This is a genomic window from Amycolatopsis sp. PSD-21 (genome assembly GCF_055561455.1).
The window spans coordinates 7,218,301-7,234,520 of the sequence record NZ_CM145712.1 but is presented as its reverse complement, the minus strand read 5'-3'; the positions used below and the strand labels follow the sequence as shown (position 1 = coordinate 7,234,520).

The 16,220-nt window shown below is 69.1% G+C and carries 16 protein-coding genes; 9 read left to right on the top strand and 7 right to left on the bottom strand.

Translation table 11 applies throughout. The features are described 5' to 3' along the window. Positions 1 to 12: 12 nt before the first annotated feature. Positions 13 to 1,413, top strand: a complete 1,401-nt coding sequence (locus ACZ1DY_RS33870) for a DUF6351 family protein (protein WP_465482109.1) — start codon at positions 13 to 15, stop codon at positions 1,411 to 1,413. 26 nt (positions 1,414 to 1,439) lie between these two features. On the opposite strand, the gene ACZ1DY_RS33865 is transcribed toward ACZ1DY_RS33870, so the two are convergent. Beyond that, positions 1,440 to 2,663 (bottom strand): PQQ-dependent sugar dehydrogenase, encoded by a 1,224-nt coding sequence (locus ACZ1DY_RS33865; protein ID WP_465482108.1) that lies wholly within the window; start codon positions 2,661 to 2,663, stop codon positions 1,440 to 1,442. A 62-nt stretch (positions 2,664 to 2,725) separates the two neighbouring features. On the opposite strand from ACZ1DY_RS33865, the gene ACZ1DY_RS33860 reads away from it, so the two are divergent. The 3 genes from ACZ1DY_RS33860 (at position 2,726) to ACZ1DY_RS33850 (ending at position 5,102) form a co-directional block, all read left to right on the top strand. Continuing rightward, a complete protein-coding gene (locus tag ACZ1DY_RS33860; RefSeq protein ID WP_126734499.1) occupies positions 2,726 to 3,631 on the top strand; it encodes a 2-hydroxyacid dehydrogenase in 906 nt (301 codons plus the stop codon). A gap of 32 nt (positions 3,632 to 3,663) precedes the next feature. Further along, entirely contained in the window at positions 3,664 to 4,482 is an 819-nt protein-coding gene (locus ACZ1DY_RS33855) for a DUF72 domain-containing protein (protein WP_465485742.1), read from the top strand. Positions 4,483 to 4,559: 77 nt separating this feature from the next. Further along, positions 4,560 to 5,102: a DoxX family protein gene (locus ACZ1DY_RS33850; RefSeq protein ID WP_257489909.1), complete on the top strand. Its 543-nt coding sequence runs from the start codon at positions 4,560 to 4,562 to the stop codon at positions 5,100 to 5,102. 58 nt (positions 5,103 to 5,160) lie between these two features. Here the strand turns inward: ACZ1DY_RS33850 and ilvD are convergent, their stop codons facing one another. Further along, complete coding sequence (ilvD, locus tag ACZ1DY_RS33845; protein WP_257484808.1) at positions 5,161 to 7,005, bottom strand: dihydroxy-acid dehydratase; 1,845 nt, start codon at positions 7,003 to 7,005, stop codon at positions 5,161 to 5,163. Between the two features lie 63 nt (positions 7,006 to 7,068). Further along, positions 7,069 to 7,527: a PH domain-containing protein gene (locus ACZ1DY_RS33840; RefSeq protein WP_257484809.1), complete on the bottom strand. Its 459-nt coding sequence runs from the start codon at positions 7,525 to 7,527 to the stop codon at positions 7,069 to 7,071. Between the two features lie 321 nt (positions 7,528 to 7,848). Between ACZ1DY_RS33840 and ACZ1DY_RS33835 the strand changes: the two genes are divergently transcribed. The 4 genes from ACZ1DY_RS33835 to ACZ1DY_RS33820 all read left to right on the top strand — a co-directional run bounded on the left by ACZ1DY_RS33835 (position 7,849) and on the right by ACZ1DY_RS33820 (position 11,628). Next, positions 7,849 to 9,723 carry an acetolactate synthase large subunit gene (locus ACZ1DY_RS33835; protein WP_257484810.1) on the top strand — a complete coding sequence of 625 codons (1,875 nt, stop codon included), beginning with the start codon at positions 7,849 to 7,851 and terminating at the stop codon, positions 9,721 to 9,723. Continuing rightward, positions 9,720 to 10,226, top strand: a complete 507-nt coding sequence (gene ilvN, locus ACZ1DY_RS33830; RefSeq protein ID WP_034315713.1) for an acetolactate synthase small subunit — start codon at positions 9,720 to 9,722, stop codon at positions 10,224 to 10,226. The genes ACZ1DY_RS33835 and ilvN overlap by 4 nt, the downstream gene beginning before the upstream one ends. Before the next feature lie 37 nt (positions 10,227 to 10,263). After that, on the top strand, positions 10,264 to 11,277 hold the full coding sequence (gene ilvC / locus ACZ1DY_RS33825) for a ketol-acid reductoisomerase (RefSeq protein ID WP_016336537.1): 1,014 nt from the start codon (positions 10,264 to 10,266) through the stop codon (positions 11,275 to 11,277). 75 nt (positions 11,278 to 11,352) lie between these two features. Then, a complete protein-coding gene (locus ACZ1DY_RS33820; protein ID WP_257484811.1) occupies positions 11,353 to 11,628 on the top strand; it encodes a DUF397 domain-containing protein in 276 nt (91 codons plus the stop codon). Here the strand turns inward: ACZ1DY_RS33820 and ACZ1DY_RS33815 are convergent. Next, positions 11,622 to 12,635: a hypothetical protein gene (locus tag ACZ1DY_RS33815; protein WP_465482107.1), complete on the bottom strand. Its 1,014-nt coding sequence runs from the start codon at positions 12,633 to 12,635 to the stop codon at positions 11,622 to 11,624. The genes ACZ1DY_RS33820 and ACZ1DY_RS33815 overlap by 7 nt on opposite strands. A 43-nt stretch (positions 12,636 to 12,678) precedes the next feature. After that, positions 12,679 to 13,122, bottom strand: coding sequence for a hypothetical protein (locus ACZ1DY_RS33810; protein WP_465482106.1), 444 nt, complete (start codon positions 13,120 to 13,122; stop codon positions 12,679 to 12,681). A gap of 148 nt (positions 13,123 to 13,270) precedes the next feature. Between ACZ1DY_RS33810 and ACZ1DY_RS33805 the strand changes: the two genes are divergently transcribed. Continuing rightward, positions 13,271 to 14,251: an ArsR/SmtB family transcription factor gene (locus tag ACZ1DY_RS33805; protein WP_257484813.1), complete on the top strand. Its 981-nt coding sequence runs from the start codon at positions 13,271 to 13,273 to the stop codon at positions 14,249 to 14,251. 77 nt (positions 14,252 to 14,328) lie between these two features. Here ACZ1DY_RS33805 and ACZ1DY_RS33800 read toward each other — a convergent pair whose 3' ends face one another. Continuing rightward, positions 14,329 to 14,943, bottom strand: coding sequence for a hypothetical protein (locus ACZ1DY_RS33800; RefSeq protein WP_465482105.1), 615 nt, complete (start codon positions 14,941 to 14,943; stop codon positions 14,329 to 14,331). 84 nt (positions 14,944 to 15,027) lie between these two features. Further along, complete coding sequence (locus tag ACZ1DY_RS33795) at positions 15,028 to 15,969, bottom strand: NADP-dependent oxidoreductase (protein ID WP_257484815.1); 942 nt, start codon at positions 15,967 to 15,969, stop codon at positions 15,028 to 15,030. Between the last annotated feature and the right edge of the window lie 251 nt (positions 15,970 to 16,220).

Here is a 16,220-nt window from a genome sequence, read left to right as displayed (position 1 = left end):
TATTTTTGCCGTATGACTTCACCACGCAGGACCCTCGTCACCGTGCTCGTCGCATTCCTCCTCGGCGCGCTGTTCACCGCCACGCCGGCGTCCGCCGAAGAGGGCTGGCGCACCCACGAAGGCACGATCAATGGTGCCGACTACCTGGTCAAAGTCCCGAAACGCTGGAACGGCACGCTGGTCCTCTACAGCCACGGGCTCTATGTGGAGAAGTGGGGGAAGCCGGAGCGGATCTGGCTGGCCACCAGACCCGAGACCGAGACCTGGCTGCTCGAGCACGGTTACGCGCTGGCCGCGTCGAACTACAAGGGTGTCTTCGGGCACGCGATCGAAGAAGCCTTGACCGATCAGATCGCGCTGCTGGACTGGTTCCAGGCGACCGTGGGCAGACCACGGCGGACGCTCACCAGCGGGATGTCCATGGGCGCGGTGATCTCGGTGAAGCTGGCCGAGAACAATCCGGGCCGGTTCGACGGTGTCCTGGCGCAGTGCGGCGAGTACGACACGAAGGGCACTTGGAACAGCGCGCTCGACATGCTCTTCGCGCTCAAGACCTTGTTGGCGCCTGGCGCGGACATCGACCTGGTCCGGCCTCGTGATCCGGAGGCCGCGCAGGCGGCGCTGGAAGCAGTGGTGGCCGAAGCTCAGAAGACCGCAGCGGGCCGGGCGCGGATCGCGTTGGCCGGCGCGCTGGGCACCATCCCCGGCTGGGCGCTCGCGCACGAACCCGAGCCGGCGGCGCCCGCCGACCGCCTCGCCCAGCAGGCGCTGTGGGTCACCGGGGCCTACCTGTACGGCTACGGGCCGGACGCGCGTCCCGAAATCGAGGGCCGGGCGGGCGGGAACCCGTCGTCGAACACCGGGATCGACTATCGGCGTCAGCTCGCCCGGTCCACCGGGCTCGACCTGGTCCGGCACGCGTACCGGGCGGGCGGCGTGGATCTGGGGGCCGACCTGGACCGGCTCGCCGCGGCCCCGCGGATTTCGGCGGATCCGCAGGCGGAGGCCTACCTGGACCGCTACGCCGTGGCGCGCGGCACCACGCCCTCACCCGTGCTGACCGCGCACACCACCGGCGACGGCGGCGCGGTCGCGGGACAGGCCCGGTGGTACGGCGACCAGGTCCGGCGCAACGGCGATCCCGGCCTGCTGCGGCAGACCTACGTCAGCCGGGGCGGCCACTGTTCGTTCAACGCGGCCGAGGAGATCGTCCTGCTGCGCACCCTGTCGTCCCGGGCCGACACCGGCCACTGGCCGTCGACCGAGCCGCGACGGCTCACCGCCGCCGCGACCGATCTCGGACCCGCCTATCGGCTCGTGCCGGAACTGTTCGACCCGCTGGCCAAGGAAAAGGCGATGCCGCCGTTGTTCACCCGGTTCACCCCGCCTGCCCAGCCGAGGCCGTCCAGGTAAGGATCGCGCCGCGCCCCGGGAGGCACTCAGTCCTTGCCGCCCCCGCCGGAGGCGGCCGACGGGGTGATGATGACGACGCGGTCGTCGCTCGAAACCGGGGTGCCACCGTCCTTGTTGACCGTCCCGGCGAGCGCGATCTGCGGATTGACCATGCTCATCGCGGACAGCCTGCCGAAGGTCTTCGGCGGCTTGCCGACCTTGCCGTCCATGAAGACGTTCGGCTTGCCGGTCACCGCGCCGTCCGGGGTGACCGGCAGGTTCTGCAGGTTGCCCGCGATCGACGTCGTGACCGTCAGATAGCCGGTGGCGCCGACGAAATCCGCGCAGCCCGCCACACCGGGCCGGTCGGTCCAGCTCCAGGCCGGGGTGGTCAGCGGCTGGCCGCCGCGAAGCCGGTACAGGACGTCCTTGTCGGCCAGCCGGTCGGTCAGCCATACGCGGGAGCCGGTCTGGTCGCGGCAGATCCCGCCGGGGGAGTGCACACCGGTCGAGAAGACCGCCGAACCCGGCGTGGGGTTGCCCGCCGCGGGTTTGCCCGAGGTGTCGATGCGCAGCACCTTCCCGGCCAGCGACGCCGGATCGGCCGCGAGCCCGGGGTTGCCCGCGTCGCCGGTGGCGACCAGGAGCGCGCCCTTGGCGTCGGTGCCGATCGCGCCGCGGTTGCCGGTGGCGCCCTTGGGGATGCCGGTCAGCACCGGTTTCGGCGCCTGGCCCTTCGCCAGCCGGACGACCCGGTTGTCGGTCGGGGTGGTGATGTAGGCGAAGACGAGCTGGTCTTCGGCGAAGCCCGGGGAGAGGGCGAGCGAGGTGAGGCCGCCGTCGCCCGAGCCGTCCACGGGGACGGTCGCCCAGGCGGCCGGGTCCTTCTCAGCGATGGCGAGCACGATCCGGCCGCTCTTGCGTTCGCCCGCGAGCGCGCTGGGCGCGGTGCCGTCGCCGGGGATCGCGGCCACGGCGGCGACGGTGTCCAGGCAGGTCGCGATGACGGCCTTGTCGAAGTCCTTGCACCCCTGCGGCGGCGGGACCGGCGACGGCGTCTGGTTCGGCCCGTTGCCACGGCCGGGGCCGGGGTCGCCTGCCGCACCGCCGGGCCCGACCTGCGGCGGGACCTCGGGGGACGGCGGGTTGACCGGGGTGAACTTCTGCCCGGCGGCGGTGTTGTCGAATTCGGCGCAACCGGAGAGCATCAGCGCGCCGCAGGCCAGCATGGCCAGCGGCGCGGTCCATTTCCGCCGGTACCGGGTACGCACGGGGCAAGCCTAGGTGGGCGTACGTGAGCCGCGGGTAAGAGCCTCTGGATACCGTGGTGATCATGACAGTGACCGTTCTCGTGCCCGACGAAGTGGGAGTGGCCGCGCTTTCGGAGATCGACGGCGTGCGTCCGGTGGTGTACCGCCACGGTGAGCCGGTGCCGCCCGAAGCCGCCGAGGCCGAGGTCCTCGTGACCGGTGACGGGCCCAGCGACGGGCTCTGGCGCGAACTGCCGAACGTCAAACTCGTGCAGCTGCTGGCGGCGGGTGCCGAGGACTGGATCGGCAAGGTGCCCGACGGTGTCCTGCTTTCGACCTGCCGCGGCGCGCACGGCGGAAGCTCGGCCGAATGGGTCGTCGCGGTACTCCTGGCGATCTACCGCGGTCTCGACGGCTTCGCCGAGGGCCTGCGCCGGAAGCACTGGGAACGCCGGACCACCGACACCCTGCAAGGCAAGCGGGTCCTCATCATCGGCGCGGGCGACCTCGGCAGGCATCTGCGCCGGCGGCTGGAGACCTTCGACGTGCGCTGCACGATGGTGGGCGCGAGCGCTCGCGAAGGTGTCCACGGTACCGACGAACTCCCTGCCCTGCTGCCCGATCACGACGTCACCGTGCTCATGGTGCCGCTCACGCAGCACACGCGGGGCATGGTCGACGCGGAGTTCCTGGCCGCGATGCCGGACGACGCGATCCTCGTGAACGTCGCGCGGGGCCCCGTCGTGGTCACCGACGCGCTCGTCGCGGAACTCACGTCGGGTCGGCTGCGCGCCGCGCTCGACGTGACCGACCCGGAGCCGCTGCCCGACGGACACCCGCTGTGGGACTGCCCGGGACTGCTGCTGACACCGCACGTCGCGGGCTCGGTGAGCGGGCGGCGGCAGCGCGCGTACGCGGTGGTGGCCCGGGAATTGAGCCGCTATCTGGGTGGGGAGCTGCCGAAGAACCTGGTCCACGGCGAATACTGAGCATCGTGGCGAATCTTCATGTCGGCTGCGCGATGTGGACGCACAAGGCGTGGGCCGGGCGCTTCGTCCCGCGGTCGCTGCCGTCGGGGGAGCGCCTGCGGGCGTACGCCGGCTGGTGCAACGCGGTCGAGGGCAACACCACCTTCTACGCGACGCCCGCCAGGGACACCGTCGAGGCGTGGGCGCGGCAGACCGGTCCCGGCTTCCGGTTCGTGGTCAAGCTGCCCAAGGTCGTCACGCACGAGAAGCGCCTCGCCGGTGTCGAGACCGAGATGCGGGCGTTCCTGGACGCGATCGAACCCCTCGGCGACCGGGCGGTCCTGTGGACTCAGCTCCCCGGCTCGTTCGGCCCGCCGGACGCGGACGCGCTCGGCCGCTTCCTGCGCCGTCTTCCCGCCGGCCTCCGGCGTGCCGTGGAGGTGCGGCACCCGGCGTTCTACACCGAAGCGACCTCGCTGCTGGAGGGGACACTCGCCGGCGCGGACGCCGAGTGGGTGCCGTTCGACACCACGGTGTTCTTTTCCAGCCCGCCGGTCAGCGAGGCCGAACAGGACGCCTGGGCCAAGAAACCCCGGCTGCCGCGGCGCACGCGGGCGCTGACCGACCGGCCGATCGTGCGGTACCTCGGCCGGGATTCGGCCGAGGAGACCGCGCGGGGATGGGAACCGTGGACGGAGGTGGTCGCCGGATGGCTGCGGGAGGGCCGGTCGCCGACGATCTTCGTGCACACGCCCGACAACGACGACGCCCCCGCGCTCGCCCGCCGGTTCCACGACGACGTGCGTGCCCTGGTGCCCGGTCTCGACCCGCTGCCCGAGCCCGAACCGATCGAACCCGCGACCCTGTTCTGAGCCGCTCCGGCGGTTCGGTCGCCTGACGGGCCGGTTTCCCTTACCCTTCGCGCGTGAGCGATGACTACCAGACCAGCATGATCTCGGACGTGGCCGAACCCGACAACGGCCCGGCCCCGGTGGAGACCAGGGGCGGTATCGATCTCGGTCTGCTCGTCCTGCGAGTGGTGCTCGGCGTGACGATGGGCGCGCACGGGCTCCAGCATCTCTTCGGTGCCTTCGGCGGACCCGGGGTCGGCGGTTTCGCCAAGGTGCTCGGCGGCTTCGGCTACACCAGCCAGACCACGCTGCTTTCGTGGATCACCGGGATCAGCGAGGTGGTCGGCGGCGCGCTCGTGCTGGTGGGCCTGTTCACCCCGATCGGTGCCGCCGCGCTGCTCGGGGTCTGCGCGAACATCGTCTACGTCAAGTTCGGCGGCGGGTTCTTCCAGAAACAGGGCCAGGGCTTCGAGTTCGAACTCCTGCTTGCCGCGGCCTCGCTGACCGTGCTGCTCGCGGGCTCCGGGCGGATCGCGCTGGACGTCAACACCCCGTGGCGGAAGCGGCCGCTCTCGTTCGGGCTGATCGGGCTGCTGCTCGCCGCGGCGGCTTCGGTCGTGGTGATCGTCCTCTGCCGCTGACGTCTCGCATCGAGAGGACTAAATGCGCCCGGTGCGCATTTAGTCCTCTCAATGCGTGCTACTTGTTGGGGTCGCGGACGGCGCCGGTGTCGGCCGAGGTCGCCATCCGCGCGTAGGCGCGCAGCGCGGCGGTGACCTTCCGGTCCCGCGAGACCGGCTGCCACGGACGCTCGCTCGCCTCCATCTTCGCGCGCCGCTCGGCGAGGACGTCCTCGTCGACGAGCAGTTCGAGCCGCCGCTCGTGGACGTCGAGCAGGATCCGGTCGCCGTTCTGGACCAGGCCGATCGTGCCGCCCGCGGCGGCCTCGGGCGAGATGTGCCCGACCGAGATGCCCGACGAACCGCCGGAGAACCGGCCGTCGGTGATCAGCGCGCACTTCTTGCCCAGCCCCGAGCCCTTGAGGAACGCCGTCGGGTGCAGCATCTCCTGCATACCGGGGCCGCCCGCCGGGCCTTCGTAGCGGATCACCAGCACCTCACCGGGCTGGATCTCCTTCTTGAGGATGGCGGAAACCGCCTCCTCCTGGCTTTCCAGCACCCGGGCCGGGCCCTCGAAGTGCCACAGTTCCTCGTCGATACCCGCCGACTTGATGACGGCGCCGTTCTCGGCGAGATTCCCGCGCAGGATCGCGAGCCCACCGTCCTTCGTGTACGCGTGCTCGACGTCGTGGATGCAGCCGTCCGCGGCGTCGGTGTCCAAAGAGGACCACCGGTTCTCGGTCGAGAACGCCTCCGTGGTGCGGACCCCGCCCGGAGCCGCGTGGAACAGCTCGATCGCGCGCGCCGACGGCTCCTTCGAGCGGATGTCCCAAGTGGACAGCCACGATTCGAGATCCGGCGAGTGCACGGAGTGGACGTCGGTGTTCAGCAGGCCGCCGCGGTACAGCTCGCCGAGGATGGCCGGGATTCCGCCCGCGCGGTGGACGTCTTCCATGTGGTAGTCCGAGTTCGGCGCGACCTTCGACAGGCACGGCACGCGGCGGCCGATGGCGTCGATGTCGTCGATGGTGAAGTCGACCTCGCCCTCCTGCGCGGCGGCGAGGATGTGCAGCACCGTGTTGGTCGAACCGCCCATCGCCATGTCGAGGGCCATCGCGTTCTCGAACGCCTTCTTCGTCGCGATCGACCGCGGGAGCGCGGACTCGTCGTCCTGCTCATACCAGCGCTTGCACAGCTCGACGACCGTGCGCCCGGCATCCTCGAAGAGCGCCTTGCGGGCGGCGTGCGTGGCGAGGGTGGAACCGTTGCCCGGCAGGGAGAGCCCGAGCGCCTCGGTGAGGCAGTTCATCGAGTTCGCGGTGAACATGCCCGAGCACGAGCCGCAGGTCGGGCAGGCCGAGCGTTCCACAATGGACAGCCCGTCCTCGTCGACCTCGCTGCTGGCCGACGCGGCGATCGCGGTGATCAGGTCGGTCGGTGCCTGCGCGACCCCGCCGACGACCACGGCCTTCCCGGCCTCCATCGGCCCACCCGAGACGAACACCACCGGGATGTTCAGCCGCATGGCGGCGTTCAGCATGCCCGGGGTGATCTTGTCGCAGTTGGAGATGCAGACCAGCGCGTCGGCCTGGTGGGCGTTCACCATGTACTCGACGGAGTCGGCGATGATCTCGCGCGAGGGCAGCGAGTACAGCATTCCGCTGTGCCCCATGGCGATCCCGTCGTCGACGGCGATCGTGTGGAACTCGCGGGCGACCCCGCCCGCCTCCTTCACCGCGCCGGCCACGATCTCGCCGAGGTCCTTGAGGTGCACGTGCCCCGGCACGAACTGGGTGTAGGAGTTCGCGATGGCGACGATCGGCTTGCCGAAGTCGCTGTCGGTCATTCCCGTGGCGCGCCAGAGCGAGCGGGCGCCCGCCGCGTTGCGGCCGTGGGTGGTGGTCCGGGAACGGAGTTGAGGCACGGCTGACTCCAAGGTTCGGGATGGGGACCAGGGCGAACGAGCGCCAAACTGGTCCTACCAATCCTACTCCCCGGAATCGTCGGTCTTCTCCGGCGCCTTGCCGATGTCGTCGGTCAGCCCGGAGGGATCGGCCATGCGGCCCGCGCTGACCAGCGAAATCACCGGAAGATGACGGGTGCGCACGGCGGGAAGGGGGACCTTGGACTCGTCCTTAAGTACCGCCTGCACCTTCGCCTTGTCGGTGATGGCGAGGCCCTTGAGCGAGGTCCACGGCAGATCCTTCCGCCCGAACATCGTGCGGACCTCCAGCCCCTTGGCCGTCGCCGTCGTGCGCGTCCGGATGACGAACACCGCGAGCGCGATCGGGAAGATGTAGAGCCACTGGAGATACGGCACTTCGCCGAACGCGACAGGCGTCACACAGACGACGAGGAAAGCGATCGCCAGCAACGCCGTGTTCGGAATCTTGAAGACGGCTTTGGGAGCCTCGTTCGCCTGTTCCTGCTGCTTTTCTTCTGCCACGTCAAAGATGGTGCACCGCCGCCTCGAACGCCCCGAACGCGGGTCGCGCGACGCGGCGGAGGTGTCCAGCATGCGGAATCGCCGTCCCGCAGAGTTGACACTCTTGACGGCGACCGGCTAGCTTCACTCTCGTGACAACGCAGACCGGCCTCGTACTTCCCAAGCGCGTCGACGCTTAGGGAAGTCTCCGCTGCGTCGACGCGCGACCCTCGTGCGACCACTCCGGTCGGCGGGGGTTTTTTGTTGCCTGGAACAATTTCACTTGCCCGACCAGCCAATGAATACCCGAACGAGTGACTAGACAAGACGAGGCAAACAGCGATGACTAGTGCCACCTCGCGAGCTGATGCGAACGCCGGTACCACCGGTGCCCGACCCAAGCCGGCGCCGCCCGCCGGGACCCCGGTGCGGGTCACGGGCGCGCAGTCGCTCGTCCGCTCGCTCGAAGCGGTGGGCGCGGAGGTCGTGTTCGGTATTCCGGGCGGCACCATTCTCCCGGCGTACGACCCGCTGCTCGACTCGACGAAGGTCCGCCACGTCCTGGTCCGCCACGAACAGGGCGCCGGCCACGCCGCCACCGGGTACGCGCAGGCCACCGGCAAGGTCGGGGTGTGCATGGCCACCTCGGGTCCCGGCGCGACCAACCTGGTCACCCCGCTGGCCGACGCGAACATGGACTCGGTCCCGGTCGTCGCCATCACCGGGCAGCAGTCCCGCGCGCTGATCGGCACGGACGCCTTCCAGGAAGCCGACATCTGCGGCATCACGATGCCGATCACCAAGCACAACTTCCTGGTGACCGACCCGGCCGACATCCCGCGCACCATCGCGGAGGCCTTCCACCTCGCCTCGACCGGCCGCCCCGGCCCGGTCCTGGTGGACATCCCCAAGGACGTCCTGCAGGAGATGACCTCCTTCTCCTGGCCGACGGAGATGCGGCTGCCGGGCTACCGGCCGACGCTGCGCCCGCACGGCAAGCAGGTCCGCGAGGCCGCGCGGCTGATCAGCAAGTCGCGGCGCCCGGTCCTCTACGTCGGCGGCGGCGTGGTCAAGGCCGACGCCTCGCGTCAGCTGATGGAATTGGCCGAGCTGACCGGGATCCCCGTCGTCACCACGCTGATGGCGCGCGGCGCGTTCCCCGACTCGCACCCGCAGCACCTCGGTATGCCGGGCATGCACGGTTCGGTCGCCGCCGTCGCCGCGATGCAGCGGGCGGATCTGCTGATCGCCCTCGGCGCCCGCTTCGACGACCGCGTCACCGGGCAGCTGTCCTCGTTCGCGCCGGACGCCGCCGTCGTCCACGCCGACATCGACCCCGCCGAGATCTCCAAGAACCGCAAGGCGGACGTGCCGATCGTCGGCGACTGCGCGGAGATCATCACCGAGCTGATCGAGGCCGTCCGCGCCGAGACCGACAAGTCCGCGAAGCCGGACCTGAAGGACTGGTGGACGCAGGCGAGTGCCTGGCGCGACGACTACCCGGCCGGTTACGAGTGGCCCGAGGACGGGACGCTTTCGCCGCAGTACGTCATCGAGCGCATCGGTTCGCTCGTCGGCCCGGACGCGGTCTACACCGCGGGCGTCGGCCAGCACCAGATGTGGGCCGCGCAGTTCGTGAAGTACGAGAACCCGCGCACCTGGATCAACTCCGGCGGTCTCGGCACGATGGGCTTCGCCGTCCCCGCCGCGATGGGCGCCAAGTTCGGCGTGCCGGACAAGCAGGTCTGGGCCATCGACGGCGACGGCTGTTTCCAGATGACGAACCAGGAACTGGCCACCTGCGCCATCGAAGGCGCGCCGATCAAGGTCGCCGTCATCAACAACGGCAACCTCGGCATGGTCCGCCAGTGGCAGAACCTCTTCTACTCCGAGCGGTACTCCAACACCGATCTCGGTACCCACAAGCACCGCATCCCCGACTTCACCCTCCTCGCGGAGGCGCTCGGCTGCGCCGGGCTCCGCTGCGAGACCAAGGAGGACGTCGACGCCACCATCCGGCGCGCCATGGAGATCAACGACCGCCCCGTCGTGATCGATTTCGTGGTGGGGAAGGATGCCCAGGTGTGGCCCATGGTGGCCGCGGGCACCGGTAACGACGAAATCATGGCCGTGCGCGGGATCCGCCCGCTCTTCGACGACGACGAGGTCGCCGCCGAGGCGGAGCTGAACGCCGCGACAGAAGGAGACGCCCGATGAGCGTGCACACCCTGAGCGTTCTGGTCGAGAACAAGCCCGGTGTCCTCGCGCGGGTTTCCGGACTGTTCTCCCGGCGTGGTTTCAACATCGAATCCCTCGCCGTCGGGCCCACGGAGAATCCCGAGGTGTCCCGGATGACGATCGTGGTCGCCGTTGAGGAGCTACCGCTCGAACAGGTGACCAAACAGCTCAACAAGCTGGTCAACGTCATCAAGATCGTGGAACTGGAAAAGTCCACAGCCGTGCAGCGTGAACTGCTGCTCGTCAAGGTCCGGGCCGACAACACCGTGCGCAGCCAGGTCCTCGAAACGGTGCAGCTCTTCCGCGCGAAGGTGGTGGACGTGTCGCCCGAGGCGCTCACCGTCGAAGCCACCGGGACGTCGGACAAGATCGGTGCCCTGCTGCGGATGCTGGAGCCCTATGGCATCCGCGAACTGGTCCAGTCCGGAATGGTCGCGGTCGGCCGGGGCGCCCGGTCCATCACCGCCACCTCCGCCCGCTAGAAATCTTTGTAAGTCAGGAAAGGAAGTAGTACCCCTCATGGCAGTGGAAATCTTTTACGACGACGACGCGGACCTTTCGATCATCCAGGGTCGCAAGGTCGCCGTGATCGGCTACGGCAGCCAGGGCCACGCGCACTCGCTGAGCCTGCGCGACTCCGGCGTCGACGTCCGCATCGGCCTGCCCGAGGGCTCGAAGTCGCGGGCCAAGGCCGAGGAGCAGGGTCTCCGCGTGCTCACCCCGGCCGAGGCCAGCGCCGAAGCCGACCTGATCATGATCCTCGCGCCGGACACGAAGCAGCGCTTCATCTACGAGCAGGACATCGCGCCGAACCTCAAGGACGGCGACGCGCTGTTCTTCGGCCACGGCTTCAACATCCGCTACGACCTGATCAAGCCGCCGTCGAACGTCGACGTCGCCATGGTCGCGCCGAAGGGCCCGGGCCACCTGGTCCGCCGCCAGTTCGTCGACGGCAAGGGCGTCCCGGCGCTCATCGCGGTCGAGCAGGACGCCTCCGGCAACGCGCAGGCGCTCGCGCTCTCCTACGCGGCCGCCATCGGTGGCGCCCGCGCCGGTGTCATCAAGACGACCTTCACCGAGGAGACCGAGACCGACCTCTTCGGCGAGCAGGCCGTCCTCTGTGGTGGCGCCTCCGCGCTGGTGCAGACCGGTTTCGAGGTGCTCACCGAGGCCGGCTACGCCCCGGAGATCGCCTACTTCGAGGTGCTGCACGAGCTGAAGCTGATCGTCGACCTCATGTACGAGGGCGGCATCGCGCGTCAGCGCTACTCGATCTCCGACACCGCCGAGTACGGCGACCTGACCCGCGGCCCGCGCGTCATCTCGCCGGCGGTCAAGGAGGAGATGAAGAAGATCCTCGGCGAGATCCAGGACGGCACGTTCGCCCGCGAATGGGTCGCCGAGGACGAGGCCGGACGGCCGAACTTCACCAAGCTCGAGGAGCAGGGCAACCAGCACCCGATCGAGGAGACCGGCAAGAAGCTGCGCGACCTGATGTCGTGGGTGGACCGGCCGATCACCGAGACCGCCTAGTCGTCACCACGAAGGGGCCCTTCATCGCGAAGGGCCCCTTCGTTTTGCGTATCGGAAAGCGATAGCGTGGACACCATGAGTGAGCAGCCGGTGGACGACAAGGCTCATGTCAGGCCCGATCTGGACCTGAGCGACGCGGTGTGGATCCGGGCGGAACCCGAAGGTGCCAACCTCGAAGACCGCGCCGAGTACGCGCTGGTGCCGCATACCGACGGCGTCACCTACACCGCGATGCGCCAAGCCTCGGATCCGGACGGCCACATCCTCGTCTTCACGCCGACCGAATGGGACGCCTTCGTGAAAGGCGTCCGGGACGGCGAATTCGACCTGCCCGCCCAGTCCGATCAATAAGGCAGGACGTACGCGTGGCTCATGTCGGAGTCGTGCGTGGTGGCCGAGCCTTCCGAGTCGGTGAGTCCGGTGGCCGTTCCCTGGATGCCGGCGGCCTCGCCGCCCAGCCACTCGGCCTTGACGTAGGCGTTGAACCGGGGGACGCAGCCCGGTGCCTTGCTCACGGTGAAGTCCGCTTTGTTGAGCGGCACGTATTTGTGGTGCACCCAGTACGGCACCTCATGCGTGACCTGGATGCTGTCGTCGGTCTTGCAGAGTGTGCCGTCCGCCTTCCACTGATTGACGAACAGCGTGAACTTCACCTCTGTGGACTTGTATTTGTCGCAGGTGATGCCCCGTAGGCAGACCTGCAGCTCGACGTCGCCCACCACGTTGAGGCCCTGCACGGTCGAGGGGAGGGTGAAGTAGCCGGTCGTGGGCTCCCGCACCTCGCGGGAATCGGCGTGGAGACCACGGACTCCCGTGCTCACGCTGGACTGCACCGGTTGCCCGTCGGTGGCATTGGTGACCGAGGTGTCGGCGAACGTGAGGTACCCGCTGACCAAGCGGTAGGTGGCGTCACTGGTCGGGCTGAGCGAGTTGCCCCGCACGTTCGCGGTGCAGGTGACCGTTCCCGCGACGCCGGGGTGGACGAGGAAGCGGGTGTAGAGCGTCACGTCCTGGTTCGGGGAGCCCGAGTTCCTGTCGTAGACGTTCTGCCCGATCACCATGTTCTTGCTCCAGCCGCCCGGGCCCCGGCAGACGATCTCGTTGTCGAAGAGGCTGCGGATGGTGGCGTCGTTGACCCGCATCTTCGAGACCACGTAGGCGGTCTGCGTGGCGGTCATGTCCAGCGAAACGGTGCCCACGGGAGTGACGCTGTGCACGACACCCGTTTCCGGGAGCTTGGGTACCGAGATCGTTTGCGGGGTGAAGGTGACCGATGTCGCCGCTTGCGCGGGGGTGGCGGCCGGCAGGCAGGCGATCAGTGCGAAAACCGCTGCCGTGGCCAGGGAACGGATGTTCAAGTGGACCCTCCTTGTCGGTGCTTCTCGGTGTGGACCCGGTCGGTCAGTTGTCCGGCGGCGTTCCCACGAAAGGACCGGAGCAAGCGCTCAAACTGCGGAAGCAGGTGAAGTATTCGAGGCCTTCGTGGTAGTTCTCGGTGGTCATCCAGACGTAGACCTTGTTGGCCCCGCCGTCGATGTCCGCGCTGACGGTGAGGGGCGCCGGTCCGGATTCGTCGCACCAGGTGCTGGAGCTCTGCCAGCCCAGCCACGTCGATCCGGCCCTGGCCTCCGCGTAGACCCGGCGGCAACCGGAGGCCTTGAACGCCCCGTTGACGCCGACCGACCGGTTGTACCAGGTGACCGTGCCTTTGTAGTAGCTCGCGCCCACCTCGATCCGGAACGTGCTGGTGGGGTAAGTGGCGACGGAGGCAGTGGCGGGTGGCGCCGCGAAGACCATCCCGCCCGCCGACGCGACCGCGGCGACGGCGGCACCGACCTTCCTCATACGGCTCTTCGCTTTCGTCGATCTCACCATGGACGATCACTCCCAGGTTCGTTTTGTTCGGTGACACCACTCAACCCCGGATGGACCTCGCATCGGAAAGGATTCGAGCCCGTTCAAATCCGTCGCGAAGACTGCTACCGTCGACGTGGTGCTCACGTTGCGTGTCGACGCCGACACGGTGTCCAGGACACGGTTTTCACCGTCCCCCGCAGCGGAATCCCTGGCGTGGCTGAAACTCACCGCCGCGTCAGGACGGCACCCGGTGTTCGGCGACCCCGGGCCACTCGCCCGCGCTTCACTCGCCCATCCGGACGTCGCCCTGCTCGCGGATCTGTTGCCGCGCGACGGCGACACCTACACACCCGATCTGCTCACCCCGCAGCCGGGCACGGACACGCAGCGCCGTGACCTGCTCGACGAACAGATCGCGCGGATCGAGGCGGTCGCGCAGGACGACCTCGAAAGCCAGGTCTTCCACTACACCCGGACCCACTGGAGCAGGCCGCTGGAGGCCGAGACCCGCCGGATCGCCGAATCGGGACGGATGCAGCGACGCCTCGCCAACGGTCTCGCCCGGTTCTGGCGGGACACCCTCTCCGAGGGCTGGCCCGACCTGCGCTCGATCATCGATCAGGACATCGCCCATCGCGCGACGGGCATCGCCACCCACGGCGTCGGCCGGATGCTCGGAACGCTCCACCCCGACATCGCCTGGTCCGGCGACGCGGTCACCATCGAGAAGACGTGGGACGGCGAGATCGACGGCGCCGGCCGGGACCTGGTCCTCGCACCCGGAGTGCTCAACTGGCCCGACGTCATCATCCAAGTCGACACCCCCGGCCAGCTTGTCCTCTATTACCCCGCCCAGCGAGTCGGAACCGGCCGGGACCGCAGGCCGGGAAACCTCGCGCAAGTGGTCGGCAACGCCCGCGCGGCCATACTGGCGGACCTCGAAACCGCCCGGTCCACGGCGGAACTCGCCGGCCGGCTCGGATACACCCCCGGCACCGTGTCCTACCATCTCGGCGCGCTGCACCGCGCACGCCTCGTCACCAAGGTCAGAGACGGGCGCTATGTGCTGTATCAGCGGACCGCGCGGGCGGCGGGCCTGCTGGAAGCCCGCGATTAGCCTGCCGGCCCGAGATGTCCACAGCCGACGACCGTCGACTGTGGACATTCGGCCTGTCCTGAGGCCTTCGCCCGTGATCAGTCCGGGTAATCCACGCTCATCCGTCGGAGACCCGTGGTGTCCTGCGGACAGTTCACTGTGGACACCTCGTTCCTGTTCGCCCACGCGCCGAAGTACCACCGGTACGTGGGCTGGGTGTAGGTACGGCACTCCGCCGCGGCTCGGTGCGCGCGCTGGGTGCACTTCGACGAAACCGCCCAGGAGCCCGTGCTCCGCCACACGCTGCAGTCGGGTGGGATGGCCTGGGTCGACGCGGATGCGGCCGGTGCCATCGAGACCAGCGCCCCCGCGGCGATCGCCATCACCGCCGCCGAGACTGCTCCACGCGCTTTCGACCGGATGCTCGTCATCGGTTCCTCCCTCATGGCGGGATCCGGCGGATCCGGACTCGCCACCGGGTTCACGCGCTCGCCGACGAGGCCGTTGCCACCCGGCCGGCTGATCACTCGGATGGAGTCCGCCGCGCTGGCCGCCCAGAGCCGCGCGAACAGATCGTCGCGCACGCGGAGGATTTGGATATCGGCGATGTCGAAGGATTTCGCGGTGCCCAGCGCTTCGCCGACGTTGCGATACTCGGCGACGATCACCTCCGGGTCAGTCGTCCCGTGAATCAGGACATCCGCCCTGTTCATGCGCACGTTCATCCCGCCGCCGAAGGCCTCGCGGGTGTGGTCCGCCTGGAGCGATACGGACTACAGACTCCACTTGCCCACCGGTCACTCGGCGACGGACAGCACGACCTTCCCCGTGGTCTTCCCCGCGGCGACGAGTTCTTGGGCCTTCGCTGCCTCTTCCAGTGGGAACACCGTGTCGACGGTCGGCTTGAGGCGTCCGCTGTCGACGAGTTCGGCCAGCGCGAGCAGTCCGGCGCGGTCCGGCTCGGCGAGGGTGAACCCGGCGGTGACTCCGGCGGCCTCGGCCAGTTCCGGCATCCGCTCGTCGTTCGTGCGGGTGAGCTGGACGAGCCTGCCGCCGCGGCGAAGCGTCTTGAGCGACCGCGGCCCGTACTCCAGGCCGATCGTGTCGAGGACGACGTCGACGTCGCGGACCTCGTCGGCGAAGTCCGTCGTGCGGTAGTCGATGAGCTCGTCCGCGCCGAGACCGCGGAGGAACTCGTGCTTGGCCGCGCTGGCCGTCCCGATCACGTACGCGCCGCGCGCCTTGGCGATCTGGACCGCGAGATGCCCGACCCCGCCCGCCGCCGCGTGGATCAGAACCCGTTGCCCCGGCTGGATGTCCGCCGTGTCGACGAGGCTCTGCCAGACGGTCAGCCCCGCGAGCGGGACCGCGGCCGCGTGCAGGTGGTCCAAAGTGGACGGTTTACGCGCGAAGTGACGGCTCGGCGCGGCGACGTACTCGGCATACGCGCCGGCCTGGAACGGGAACGACGGCATGCCGAAGACCTCGTCGCCGGGGGAGAACAGGGACGCGCCCGCGCCGGCCTCCTCGACGACGCCGGACACGTCCCAGCCGAGGATGAACGGCGGATCGCCCATCGGGCCGATACCGCCGGTCTCGCGGGTCTTCCAGTCGACCGGGTTGACGCCGGCGGCGTGCACCCGGACCAGGATCTGGGTCGGGCCGGGGACGGGCCTTTCGACGTCGACGAGTTCGAGGACTTCGGGGCCGCCGAGGCGGTTCTGGCTGATCGCTCGCATGGGGTCCATTGTTCGGCGAGCGTCGTACTTGCGGCGAGGTTCCGGTGGGCCAAGCGTCGTCAGGATCGGGACAGCCGTTCGTGCCGCCTGCCGCGGAGGTTGCGAAAGCCACTTTCGCAACCTTCAACGTTGCGAAAGTGGCTTTCGCAACGCGGCGGCGGCAGGTGGCGGCGGCGGATCCTCCCCCGGATGTCGCGAAAGCCACTTTCGAGACGTCTGGCGTCGCGAAAGTGGCTTTCGCGACACTCGCG

Bases quoted from the DNA above. Each gene is read 5' to 3' on its own strand.
- ACZ1DY_RS33835 (WP_257484810.1), top strand. From the start codon at position 7,849: ATGACTAGTGCCACCTCGCGAGCTGATGCGAACGCCGGTACCACCGGT.
- ACZ1DY_RS33870 (WP_465482109.1), top strand. From the start codon at position 13: ATGACTTCACCACGCAGGACCCTCGTCACCGTGCTCGTCGCATTCCTC.
- ACZ1DY_RS33795 (WP_257484815.1), bottom strand. From the start codon at position 15,969: ATGCGAGCGATCAGCCAGAACCGCCTCGGCGGCCCCGAAGTCCTCGAA.
- ACZ1DY_RS33800 (WP_465482105.1), bottom strand. From the start codon at position 14,943: ATGAACAGGGCGGATGTCCTGATTCACGGGACGACTGACCCGGAGGTG.
- ilvN (WP_034315713.1), top strand. From the start codon at position 9,720: ATGAGCGTGCACACCCTGAGCGTTCTGGTCGAGAACAAGCCCGGTGTC.
- ACZ1DY_RS33820 (WP_257484811.1), top strand. From the start codon at position 11,353: ATGAGTGAGCAGCCGGTGGACGACAAGGCTCATGTCAGGCCCGATCTG.
- ACZ1DY_RS33860 (WP_126734499.1), top strand. From the start codon at position 2,726: ATGACAGTGACCGTTCTCGTGCCCGACGAAGTGGGAGTGGCCGCGCTT.
- ilvC (WP_016336537.1), top strand. From the start codon at position 10,264: ATGGCAGTGGAAATCTTTTACGACGACGACGCGGACCTTTCGATCATC.
- ACZ1DY_RS33850 (WP_257489909.1), top strand. From the start codon at position 4,560: ATGATCTCGGACGTGGCCGAACCCGACAACGGCCCGGCCCCGGTGGAG.
- ACZ1DY_RS33855 (WP_465485742.1), top strand. From the start codon at position 3,664: ATGTGGACGCACAAGGCGTGGGCCGGGCGCTTCGTCCCGCGGTCGCTG.
- ACZ1DY_RS33810 (WP_465482106.1), bottom strand. From the start codon at position 13,122: ATGAGGAAGGTCGGTGCCGCCGTCGCCGCGGTCGCGTCGGCGGGCGGG.